Below are 10,278 nucleotides of genomic sequence, written 5' to 3' on the forward strand. Positions count from 1 at the left end.
CCCAGACCGTTCTGCCAGATGTTCTGGCCGGAATGCGTGACGACGGAGATCCCGATGCGCATGTTCAGTTCTTGAGTTGTAAAGACAGGCTCCCGCGTCGCTGCGGGAGCCTGTCTTTTTCGCGCGGCGCGGCGCAAACCGTAGCGCGTCTGCCCCGCCGCGACCGCCTTGCCAGGAGTAGCCGACGCCGGCGCCGAGCGGGAACGTCTTGCCCTGCTCCACCTGCGGCGGCCCCGCCAACGCACTGGCCATCGCGATGCCCGAATAGGCGTTGCGGGCCACGTTGTCGATATTCTGCTGCACGCCCTGCAACTGCGCAACGTTCACCGCATCGGTCGGATTGATGCCCGCCGCCACGTTGGTCAGCGTGACTGGCGCGGTGGCGCCGACACCGACGCGCTGATCGACAACCTCGATCTGGTGATTTCGGTCGATACATCCGTCGCTCACCTGGCCGGCGCGCTCGCCCGACCGGTGCAAATTCTGTCGCGTTTCGACGGTTGCTGGCGCTGGCTGCACGAGCGAGACGACTCGCCGTGGTATCCGGGCAGCGCGCGTCTGTACCGGCAACAGCAGCCCGGCGACTGGGCGCCGGTGATAGAGAGGATCGCTGATGATCTCGCCCGTTTGCAGAAGGATCGCGCGTCGAGCATCGTCGGCGGTTAGCCGGCCGTCAATGCGCTGGCCGCGACTTACCAACCCGCCGCGCTGCCTTCTACGAGATTCGGCTGAAGTCTGGGGATCGGGCCACCCGGATCGAACCGGCGTTGGGAACGCGGTTCAAAGCGCAGTTCAAACGTGGCCGGTCACGAACTTTTTGGTCGCGTGATAACCGTGGCGGGTCGCGTCGGCGACCGCGTGGCCCGCCGATTTAAAGCCGTGGCCCACCGCGTGGGCGCCATCGCGCACCGCATGGCCGGTGTTGCGGCCGGCCGTCTTCACGTCGTTTTTGAACTGGTGCGCGCCGCTCGACACGCTCGCGTGAGCCAGCGGGCTGAGCGCGGTCAGCGCGACGAGGATCAGGGCAATCCGGGTCTTTTTCATCATTCGATCTCGGCGATTTCAGTCATCTCAACGGTGCCAGCCGTGGCCGCCGCCGAAGCCGATCCCAACGCCGACATCGACGGCCGGCGCTGCGTAGTAGCCGGGTGCATAGCCATAGACGGGCGCCGGCGCGGGCGCATAACCATACGGCGGCGCGACGACACAGCCCGACAGGGTGGCCGCAAGGGCGAGGACAGATAAAAGTTTGAGCATGTTTGTTCTCCGTGACCCGGATTTTAGAAGGCCCGCATATTCCGATGCGCAACGAAGTGTGTCCGAAAGTAACGGGTGCAACCGCGCTCGCGCGGCCCTCGCCTGCTCGCCATGCGTGCGCGATGCACTACCATCGATGAGTGGGTCGAAACCAGGGTTGCCGGCAGCCTGTAAGCCCGCGCTCCATTTTTTTCGACCTCGCTGTCCATCGGCACGCGCCCCGCGCGTCATTGAAGTGGCGGACCGATTCAGTTGACCGCCTCAATCCCATGACGGAGGCTCAGATGCAATACCTGTTGATGATTTATTCGGAAGAAACCCGCTGGAACCAGATGACCGACGCCGAACGGCAGCAAGGCGTGGCCGCGTATCACGCGTACACCGAGTCGTTGCAGAAAGCCGGCGCGCTGGTCGGCGCCAACCGGCTGCAACATTCGGGCACCGCGACCACGGTGCAGCTCGTCGACGGCAAGCCGCAGGTGCTCGACGGGCCGTTTTCCGATTCGAAGGAGCAGCTCGCCGGCTATTACCTCGTCGATGTGCCGAATCTCGATGCGGCGATCACGTGGGCGTCGCGCTGTCCGGGCGCCGCGCATGGACGGATGGAAGTGCGTCCGGTGTGGACCGCGCCGAGCGATGCGCGTACCGCCTGATGAGCCGACGCAGCGGCGCGGGTGACGCGGGCGGCGAAGCAAAGGCGGATGCCAATGCAGACGCAGACGCAGATGCAGATGCAGATGCAGATGCAGATGCAGATGCAGATGCAGATGCAGATGCCAGAGCAAACGCTGAAGCAAACGCAGACGCCACCCACATCGCCCGCGCCACCGCCGAGGCGGTTGCGCGCCGCAGCTACGGCAAGCTCGTCGCGCTGCTGGCGATGCGCACGCGCGACGTCGCCGCGGCCGAAGACGCGCTCGCCGACGCGTTTGCGGCCGCGCTCGCCGACTGGCCGGCGCGCGGCTGCCCGGCCAATCCGGAAGCATGGTTGATGACGGTTGCGCGCCGCCGGGCGATCGACGGCGCGCGCCATCGCCACACCGGCGACGAAGTCGCGAACCAGCTGCTGATCCTCGCCGACGAAATCGACGCACACGAAGCCGGCGCACTCCCCGATCAGCGCCTCGCGTTGCTGTTTGCGTGCACGCACCCGGCGCTCGAACCGGCGATCCGCACGCCGCTGATGTTGCAGGTCGTGCTGGGACTGGACGCGAAGACGATCGCGTCGGCGTTTCTGCTGTCGCCGGCGGCGATCAGCAAGCGGCTCGTGCGGGCCAAGCACAAGATTCGCGCGGCCGGCATCCCGTTCAGCGTGCCCGGGCGCGACGAGTTGCCCGGACGGCTCGCCGCGGTCCTCGAAGCGGTGTATGCCGCGTATGCGGAGGGCTGGACCGATCCGCTCGGCGACGATGTCGAGCGGCGCGATCTCGCTGACGAGGCGCTGTTTCTCGCGCAACTGCTCGCCGAACTGATGCCGGACGAACCCGAGACGCTCGGCCTGCTCGCGCTGATGCTGTACGCGCATGCGCGCCGGGCCGCGCGACGCGATGCGGCCGGCGATTACGTGCCGCTGTCCGCGCAGAATCCGGCGAGCTGGAACGCGCCGCTGCTCGACGCCGCCGACGCGCTGCTCACGCGCGCGAGCACCTTCCACGCCATCGGACGTTTTCAGCTGGAAGCCGCGTTGCAGTCCGCGCACGTGCATCGTTGCCGGACCGGTCGCGCGAACTGGGACGAAGTCGTGCAGCTTTACGATGCGTTGTTTTCGATTACGGCGTCACCGGTCGTCGCGGTGAACCGCGCGCTCGCGCTGGCCGAACGCGACGGCCCGCAAGCGGCGCTCGATACGCTCGCGCCGTATGCCGACGATCCGCGTCTCGCCGAGTACCAGCCGTACTGGGCTGCGCGCGCCGACCTGCTCGCGCGCGCCGGCGCGACCTTCGAAGCGCTCGCCGCCTACGATCTCGCGATCGGCCTCGAACGCGATCCGGCCGCGCGGCGCTTTTTGCAGCGCAGACGCAGCGAGTTGGCAAGGGCCGCACCGATCTGAACTGCTTTGTCCGCCTCACAATTTGTTTATCGCGGCAAGCGCGCCGGACGATAAGACGCTAATCTTGTGCTCCCCGTCCGCCCGGGCCGCCGTCACGCGGCGCATCGGGCGAATCGCTCCTCAATGTCGCGCCACCTTGGGTGGGATCGACGTGTCGAACGTCGATGTATCGATGAACGGGATCGAGTTGCAGGACCACGAATTCGTCGCGGCGATTCTGGAACAGCGCGAGCCCAACGCGAGCCCAACGTGAGCGTCGCGCAGGTGCTGCCGTGCTATGAGGTGCTCGATTCGCCGGAGCGGCAGTTGCGGGAATGACGCGTGCAGGCGCGTGCGTGCCAATGCATTTGCGCCCGCTGAAATGAAACGAAAAGAAATGAAATGTCGAAGCCGGCCGCTTCGCCGCGAAGCGGCCCTTCTGACTTAAACATACGGAGACACGGGCAATTTTTATGGCTATGCAAATCGTTCTGCTGCCGGGTCTACTCTGCGACAAAGCAGTGTGGGCCGATCAACTTTCCGCGCTCGGCGAATACGGGGAGTGCCATGTACCCGACTACGGCTTGCGCGACTCGATCGGCGCGATGGCCGACCACGTGCTCGCCTCGGTGCCCGCCGCTCGCCTACTGGTGGCCGGTCATTCGATGGGCGGCCGGGTCGCGCTCGAAGTGATGCGCCGCGCACCGCAGCGCGTGGCCGGCCTCGCGCTGCTCGACACCGGTTACGAAGCGCGCGCGACCGGCGCGGCCGGCGACGCCGAACGCGCGAAACGGCTCGCGCTGCTCGAACTCGCGCGTGCCGAGGGGATGCGCGCGATGGGCGAACAATGGGCTCCCGGCATGATGCATCCCGACCGGCTGGGCTCGGATCTCTACCGTTCGATTCTCGACATGATCGAGCGCAGCACGCCGGACAAATTCGCCGCGCAGATCGACGCGCTGCTCAATCGTCCCGACGCGAGCGCGCTGCTCGCCGAGATCCGTTGCCCCGCGATGCTCGTGTGCGGCAGCGAAGACCGCTGGAGTCCGCTCGCACGTCACCAAGAGATGCACGCGCAGATGCCGGGCTCGCGGCTGCGCGCGATCGAACACAGCGGCCATATGGCGACGATGGAACGTCCCGCCGAGGTCACCACGGTGCTGGTCGAATGGGTGCAATGGTCGCTCGAACAGGAGGCGGCCCGTGGCTGACGACAGGCTCGACCCTATCGCCGCGCTGCTCGCCGAGCACGCGTGTCGCGCGCTCGTGGTCAAGGCGGCGGAACTGGTCGACAGCGGCCGCTTCAGCGGGCTCGCGGCGGTCTTCTCTAGCGACGCGCTTCTGGTGCGCCCGAACGGTGCGACGCTCAGCGGCTGCGACGCGATCGTCGCATCGTATGCGGCGCGGCCGGTCGATCGCATCAGCCGGCATCTGATTTTCGCGTCGAACTTCACCGGGCTTAACGCGGAGCACGCGGCCGCCACGACCCAGGTGCTGTTGTGGAGCGGCAGCACCGACGACGCCCCCGGCCCATTCGGGCGACCGGCGCGCGGCCAGCAGATCGTCGGCCGCTTCGATGACGAATTCGTGTTCATCGACCGCGCGTGGCGCATCGGTAAACGGGTGGCGTCGTTCGAGCTGTTCGTCGTCAATCCCTGAGGCGGACGCGTCCCGACCTCCTCGCGTCCCCTGAAGCCCGCCCGCCAGGATTGCGATTCCTTTCAGGGGGAATCGAATCTGTTTATCGGGGCGACCTAAACCGGCCTCGCATACGCGCCCGCAACGGGCCCGCCGATGTTGCTCAAAGCCTTATCGGACGCGGTTTGCAGACCCTCAAGCGGAAGCTCCCGGCTATCCGTATCGGCTGACCTTACAGGCGCGGCAATTACGTATGTGGTTAACCCGCTCTTTCAAGCCGCGCTGCGCATGCTTATCGTGCTGGCTGCAGTCGGCCGGCGACCTGGCCGCGCCCCCGAATTACGGGGCAACGCACCGTTATGCCGGATCCCACTGACAGCCTTCCAGAAAAACCGGCGCGGGGATCCGATTTTCAATCGCTGTGACGTGATTTTGTTAGCCAGGAGACCTGATGGAAATCAACAAGCGCACTCTGCTGAAGGCCGCAGCCGCCCTCACGCTCGCCAGTTCGAGCCTGTTCGCCCACGCGGACGATGTCGTCAAGATCGGTCTGATCGTGCCGATGAGCGGCCCGTTCGCATCGACCGGCCGCCAGATCGACGCGGCGGTCAAACTGTTCATGGCCCAGCATGGCGATACGGTCGCCGGCAAGAAGATCCAGGTGATCCTGAAGGACGACACCAACGTTCCCGACACCACCAAGCGTCTCGCGCAGGAGCTGATCGTCAAGGATCACGTCGCGGTGCTCGCCGGTTTCGGCCTGACGCCGCTCGCGCTTGCCGCCGCGCCGCTCGCGACCCAGGCGAAGGTGCCGATGATCGTGATGGCCGCGGCCACCGCGATGATCACCGAGCAGTCGCCGTACATCGTGCGCACCGGCTTCACGCTGCCGCAGAACACGCTCGGCATCGCGCGCTGGGCGCCGAAAAACAACATCAAAAAGGTCGTCACGCTGGTCGCCGACTACGGTCCCGGCATCGACGCGCAGAACTCGTTCAAGAAGGTGTTCGAGTCCGAAGGCGGCAACGTCGTCGAGCAATTGCGCGTGCCGGTCGCCAACCCGGATTTCTCGCCGTTCCTGCAGAAGGTGGCCGATCTGAAGCCGGATGCGCTGTTTATCTTCGTGCCGTCGGGCGCGGGCGCGGTGTTCATGAAGCAGTTCGCCGAGCGCGGGCTCGCCAAACAGGGCATCAAACTGATCGGCACCGGCGACGTGGTGGACGACGACATTCTGAACAGCATGGGCGACGTCGCGCTCGGCGCGGTGACCTCGATGCACTACACGGCCGCGCTCGATAACCCCGAGAACCGTGCATACGTCGCCGCGTCCGAGAAGGCCAACCCGAACCTGCGGCCGAACTTCCACAGCGTCGGCGGCTACGACGGGATGCAGGTGATCTACACCGCGTTGCAGGCCACGAAGGGCGACACCAACGGCGACAAGCTGCTGGCCGCGATGAAGGGCCAGAAATGGGCGAGCCCGCGCGGCCCGGTGCAGCTCGATGCGCAGACGCGCGAAATGATCCAGACCGTCTACATCACCCGCACCGAGCGCGTGAACGGCCAGCTGTTCAACGTGCCGTTCGACAGGATCGAAGCCGTCAAGGATCCGGCCAAAATCAGGTAAGCGCTCGATGGCACGCTTCACAGCAAGCTTCATAGCACGCTTCATAGCAAGCTAAGTCGTACCAGCGTTTTCCGACTTGCCCGCCGCACTGCTCGCACGCATCGCCTCGCGAGCGGTGCGGCGCTTCGGTTTCACACACTTATGCTAACCATTCTCTTCGACGGTATTGCTTACGGCATGCTGCTGTTCGTGCTGGCCAGCGGTCTGGCCATCACGCTCGGGTTGATGAACTTCGTCAATCTCGCGCACGGCGCGTTCGCGATGGTGGGCGGCTACGCCGCCGTGCTCGCGATGTCGCGTCTGGGCGTGCCCTTTCTGTGCGCATTGCCGCTCGCGTTCGTCGCGTCGGCGCTGCTCGGCGGAATTCTCGAACGCACGCTGTACAAGCGCGTATACGGGCAGTCCGAACTGAACCAGGTGTTGTTCACGATCGGCCTGACCTTCATGGGCATCGCAACGGTCGACTACTTGATGGGCTCGACGCAGCAGTTCCTGAATCTGCCGCAATGGCTGCAAGGCCGCACGGTGTTCGCCGGCATCGGCATCGGTCACTACCGGCTGTTCGTGATTCTTGTGTGCGTGGTGCTGGTCGTCGCGCTGCAACTGATCCTCACCAGAACCCGTTTCGGCAGCCGCCTGCGCGCGTCGGTCGACGATCCGCGCGCGGCGAGTGGCCTCGGCATCAACATCAATTTCGTGTTCCTGACGACCTTCGCGTTCGGCTCGGGTCTCGCCGGTCTCGGCGGTGCGCTCGGCGCGAACATGCTCGGTCTCGATCCGATCTTTCCGCTCAAGTTCATGATCTATTTCCTGGTGGTGGTCGCGGTCGGCGGCACGACCTCGCTCACCGGTCCGCTGCTCGCGTCACTGCTGCTCGGCATCGCCGACGTCGCCGGCAAGTACTACATCCCCGATCTGGGGGCATTCATCATCTACGGCGTCATGATCATCACCCTGATGTGGCGGCCACAAGGTCTTTTCGTCAGGGCGGGGGGCAAATGAAGTCGGCAACTTCCACTCAAATAAGCGCCCCGGCGCCGGCGCCCGACGTGCGCACCATCGGCCGGCGCTGGTCGCGCTGGCGGCCCGCGGAAATCGCGTTCTGGGTCGTCGCGCTCGGCGCCTGCGTGGTGCCGAACGAGAACTACCTGCTGCTCAACGAAATGGCGATTCTCGCGCTGTTCGCGGTGTCGCTCGATCTGATCCTCGGCTATACCGGTATCGTGTCGCTCGGTCACGCGGCGTTCTTCGGTCTGGGCGCGTATACGGCGGCGCTGCTGGCCAAGCACTTCAACATGGATCCGCTGTCAGGGATGCTGATTTCGTGCGGGGTCGCGACGTTCGCCGGCCTCGTCACCAGCATGCTGGTGATGCGCGGCTCCGACCTCACGCGGCTGATGGTAACGCTCGGCGTCGCGTCGATCCTGCATGAACTCGCGAACAGGATGGGTTGGCTCACCGGCGGCGCCGACGGCCTGACCGGCGTGCCGATGGTGCCGCTGTTCGGGCACGTCGAGTTCGATATCTTCGGCAAGGTCGCGTACAGCTACTCGATCGTCACGCTGTTCGTGCTGTTCTTGCTGGCGCGCGCGGTGGTGAAGTCGCCGTTCGGGATGTCGCTGCAGGTCATTCGCCAGAATCCGCTGCGCGCGGCCGCGATGGGCGTGCCGGTCAATCTGCGCCGCACCGCCGTCTATACGCTGAGCGCCGCGTACGCGGGCGTGGCCGGCGCCCTGCTCGCGCAGACCACCGGCTTCGCGTCGCTCGACGTGCTCGACTTCCACCGCTCGGCCGACGTGCTGCTGATGCTGATGATCGGCGGCGCCGGTTATCTGTATGGCGGGATCATGGGCGCGGTGATCTTTCGCTTCATGCAGAACTGGCTCGCGGACATCACGCCGCAATACTGGCAATTCTGGATCGGGCTGCTGCTGGTGATCATCGTGATCGTCGGTCACGAGCGGCTCGTGCGGCCGTGGACGTGGTTCCGTCGCAGTGGAGGTCAAGCATGACGATCGCTCTGCAAACTTTCAATCTGATCAAGCGCTTCGGCGGCCTCGTCGCGACCAACGACGTGTCGATCACGGTCGAGAAAGGCGCCCGTCAGGCGCTGATCGGCCCGAACGGCGCCGGCAAGACCACGCTGATCAACCAGTTGACCGGCGTGCTCGCGCCGAGCTCGGGCCGCATCGAACTGGAAGGCCGCGATATCACTTCGCTGCCCGTGCATCGGCGGGCGCGCGCGGGACTCGTGCGCACGTTCCAGATCAATCAGCTGTTCAAGGAGATGACGCCGGCCGAATCGTTGGCGGTCGCGATCTCCGAACGCGACGGTCTCGGCGCGCGCTTCTGGCGCGCGCTCGGTCATCGCGGCGAACTGATGGACGAGGTTGGCGCGCTGCTCGAACAGTGCAAGCTGACCGACTCGATGCATCGCGAAACCCGCGTACTGCCGTACGGCAAGCAGCGGCTTCTGGAAATCGCGCTGGCGCTGGCGGCCAAACCGCGGGTACTGCTGCTCGACGAACCGGTCGCCGGGGTGCCCGACGGCGAGCGTCGCGAGATTCTCAATACCGTGGCCGCGTTGCCCGACGACGTGACGATCGTGCTGATCGAACACGACATGGACCTGGTGTTCAACTTCGCCACGCGCATTTCGGTGCTGGTCAGCGGTGGTCTGCTCACCGAGGGCGGCTGCGCCGAGATCGCCCGCGATCCGCGCGTGAAGGCGGTGTACCTGGGCGAGGAGCTGGCGGGGAGTGAACATGTCTGAGCTGTTGAAAGTGGAAAGAATCGTCGCCGGGTACGGCGAGGCGAAGGTGCTGAAGGACATCGATCTGTCGCTGGAGCAAGGTCAGGCGCTCGCGCTGCTGGGCCGCAACGGCACCGGCAAGACCACGCTGATCAATACGATCGTCGGCCATACGCGGCGCTTTGCCGGACGGATCTGGCTCAACGGCGCGGACATCACCGGCTTCAAGCCGCATCAGCGCGCGTTGGCCGGGATTGGCTGGGTGCCGCAGGAACGCAATATCTTCAAGTCGCTGACGGTCGAGGAGAATCTGACCGCGATAGCTGTGCCGGGGCCTTGGGATCTGGCGCGCATCTACCGGATGTTTCCGCGCTTGCAGGAGCGGCGCGCGAATATGGGTAATCAGCTCTCCGGCGGCGAGCAGCAGATGCTCGCGATTGGTCGCGCGTTGATGCTCAATCCGAAGGTGCTGCTACTCGATGAACCGCTGGAAGGTCTCGCGCCGATCATCGTGCAGGAGTTGATGCGGATCCTGTCGGACATTATTCGCGATGAAGGTTTATCGGTGATTCTGGTCGAGCAGAATGCGCGCAAGGCGCTGAGCATTACGCACAATGCGGTGGTGCTCGAACGCGGCTCGGTGATTCATGCGAGTACCGCGGCGCAATTGCTCGCGCAGGATGAGAAGATCGATACGTTGCTGGCGGTGTCGCAGCATTGAGGGTTTTTTCTTGTTGTTCGGTGGGAGGGGGATTCTGGCGGTGGGCGGGAATCCCCCTTGGTGTGTCCGGGGCTAGCGTTCAGCGTTGGTGAGGTTTCGTGCGCGGTAACGCTGCCACCACTCGACGACCGGAACCTGTCCGCATTTTTGTGTGCGAGGCGGTTAGCGGAGTTACCCGCGTGCATTGGTGAAGCGCTCGCCAAACAGAATGGCAAACTGGTTCATGGCGGATGACCAGTCAAATGCGGCGCGTA

At 65.2% G+C, this 10,278-nt stretch carries 12 protein-coding genes and 2 pseudogenes; 11 read left to right on the top strand and 3 right to left on the bottom strand.

The genetic code is table 11. The annotated features are described in order from the left end of the window. Positions 1-450 (bottom strand): annotated as a pseudogene (locus LJ656_RS35060) (hypothetical protein); the annotation flags it as partial. 24 nt (positions 451-474) lie between these two features. On the opposite strand from LJ656_RS35060, the gene LJ656_RS34570 reads away from it, so the two are divergent. Then, positions 475-666 (top strand): hypothetical protein, encoded by a 192-nt coding sequence (locus LJ656_RS34570; protein WP_425606080.1) that lies wholly within the window; start codon positions 475-477, stop codon positions 664-666. A 126-nt stretch (positions 667-792) separates the two neighbouring features. Here the strand turns inward: LJ656_RS34570 and LJ656_RS34575 are convergent, their stop codons facing one another. Next, positions 793-1,044 carry a hypothetical protein gene (locus tag LJ656_RS34575; RefSeq protein ID WP_230513922.1) on the bottom strand — a complete coding sequence of 84 codons (252 nt, stop codon included), beginning with the start codon at positions 1,042-1,044 and terminating at the stop codon, positions 793-795. Between the two features lie 27 nt (positions 1,045-1,071). Continuing rightward, entirely contained in the window at positions 1,072-1,257 is a 186-nt protein-coding gene (locus LJ656_RS34580; protein WP_230513912.1) for a hypothetical protein, read from the bottom strand. A gap of 284 nt (positions 1,258-1,541) precedes the next feature. On the opposite strand from LJ656_RS34580, the gene LJ656_RS34585 reads away from it, so the two are divergent. The 10 genes and pseudogenes from LJ656_RS34585 to LJ656_RS34630 all read left to right on the top strand — a co-directional run bounded on the left by LJ656_RS34585 (position 1,542) and on the right by LJ656_RS34630 (position 10,024). Continuing rightward, positions 1,542-1,910 carry a YciI family protein gene (locus LJ656_RS34585; RefSeq protein WP_230513913.1) on the top strand — a complete coding sequence of 123 codons (369 nt, stop codon included), beginning with the start codon at positions 1,542-1,544 and terminating at the stop codon, positions 1,908-1,910. A 161-nt stretch (positions 1,911-2,071) separates the two neighbouring features. Further along, positions 2,072-3,307 (top strand): RNA polymerase sigma factor, encoded by a 1,236-nt coding sequence (locus LJ656_RS34590; RefSeq protein WP_329958934.1) that lies wholly within the window; start codon positions 2,072-2,074, stop codon positions 3,305-3,307. A gap of 145 nt (positions 3,308-3,452) precedes the next feature. After that, positions 3,453-3,625: pseudogene (locus LJ656_RS34595) on the top strand (oxidoreductase); the annotation flags it as partial. Positions 3,626-3,759: 134 nt separating this feature from the next. Continuing rightward, the gene (locus LJ656_RS34600; protein ID WP_230513915.1) at positions 3,760-4,497 is read left to right on the top strand and encodes an alpha/beta fold hydrolase; all 738 of its coding nucleotides are present in this window, start codon (positions 3,760-3,762) and stop codon (positions 4,495-4,497) included. Next, positions 4,490-4,945 (top strand): nuclear transport factor 2 family protein, encoded by a 456-nt coding sequence (locus tag LJ656_RS34605; RefSeq protein ID WP_230513916.1) that lies wholly within the window; start codon positions 4,490-4,492, stop codon positions 4,943-4,945. The genes LJ656_RS34600 and LJ656_RS34605 overlap by 8 nt, the downstream gene beginning before the upstream one ends. Positions 4,946-5,375: 430 nt before the next feature. Further along, positions 5,376-6,551: an ABC transporter substrate-binding protein gene (locus LJ656_RS34610; RefSeq protein WP_230513917.1), complete on the top strand. Its 1,176-nt coding sequence runs from the start codon at positions 5,376-5,378 to the stop codon at positions 6,549-6,551. A 141-nt stretch (positions 6,552-6,692) separates the two neighbouring features. Further along, entirely contained in the window at positions 6,693-7,553 is an 861-nt protein-coding gene (locus LJ656_RS34615) for a branched-chain amino acid ABC transporter permease (protein ID WP_230513918.1), read from the top strand. Next, positions 7,550-8,563 carry a branched-chain amino acid ABC transporter permease gene (locus LJ656_RS34620; RefSeq protein WP_230513919.1) on the top strand — a complete coding sequence of 338 codons (1,014 nt, stop codon included), beginning with the start codon at positions 7,550-7,552 and terminating at the stop codon, positions 8,561-8,563. The genes LJ656_RS34615 and LJ656_RS34620 overlap by 4 nt, the downstream gene beginning before the upstream one ends. Then, positions 8,560-9,324 (top strand): ABC transporter ATP-binding protein, encoded by a 765-nt coding sequence (locus tag LJ656_RS34625; RefSeq protein WP_230513920.1) that lies wholly within the window; start codon positions 8,560-8,562, stop codon positions 9,322-9,324. Before LJ656_RS34620 ends, LJ656_RS34625 begins: the two co-directional genes overlap by 4 nt. After that, on the top strand, positions 9,317-10,024 hold the full coding sequence (locus LJ656_RS34630; RefSeq protein ID WP_230513921.1) for an ABC transporter ATP-binding protein: 708 nt from the start codon (positions 9,317-9,319) through the stop codon (positions 10,022-10,024). The genes LJ656_RS34625 and LJ656_RS34630 overlap by 8 nt, the downstream gene beginning before the upstream one ends. Positions 10,025-10,278 lie beyond the last annotated feature (254 nt).

This window comes from Paraburkholderia sejongensis (genome assembly GCF_020880815.1).
Taxonomy (GTDB): Bacteria; Pseudomonadota; Gammaproteobacteria; order Burkholderiales; family Burkholderiaceae; genus Paraburkholderia; species Paraburkholderia sejongensis.

What these genes read in the sequence shown, in the direction of transcription:
- LJ656_RS34620 (WP_230513919.1), top strand. Translation starts at nt 7,550, where the DNA reads ATGAAGTCGGCAACTTCCACTCAAATAAGCGCCCCGGCGCCGGCGCCC.
- LJ656_RS34610 (WP_230513917.1), top strand. Translation starts at nt 5,376, where the DNA reads ATGGAAATCAACAAGCGCACTCTGCTGAAGGCCGCAGCCGCCCTCACG.
- LJ656_RS34580 (WP_230513912.1), bottom strand. Translation starts at nt 1,257, where the DNA reads ATGCTCAAACTTTTATCTGTCCTCGCCCTTGCGGCCACCCTGTCGGGC.
- LJ656_RS34600 (WP_230513915.1), top strand. Translation starts at nt 3,760, where the DNA reads ATGGCTATGCAAATCGTTCTGCTGCCGGGTCTACTCTGCGACAAAGCA.
- LJ656_RS34630 (WP_230513921.1), top strand. Translation starts at nt 9,317, where the DNA reads ATGTCTGAGCTGTTGAAAGTGGAAAGAATCGTCGCCGGGTACGGCGAG.
- LJ656_RS34615 (WP_230513918.1), top strand. Translation starts at nt 6,693, where the DNA reads ATGCTAACCATTCTCTTCGACGGTATTGCTTACGGCATGCTGCTGTTC.
- LJ656_RS34575 (WP_230513922.1), bottom strand. Translation starts at nt 1,044, where the DNA reads ATGAAAAAGACCCGGATTGCCCTGATCCTCGTCGCGCTGACCGCGCTC.
- LJ656_RS34625 (WP_230513920.1), top strand. Translation starts at nt 8,560, where the DNA reads ATGACGATCGCTCTGCAAACTTTCAATCTGATCAAGCGCTTCGGCGGC.
- LJ656_RS34585 (WP_230513913.1), top strand. Translation starts at nt 1,542, where the DNA reads ATGCAATACCTGTTGATGATTTATTCGGAAGAAACCCGCTGGAACCAG.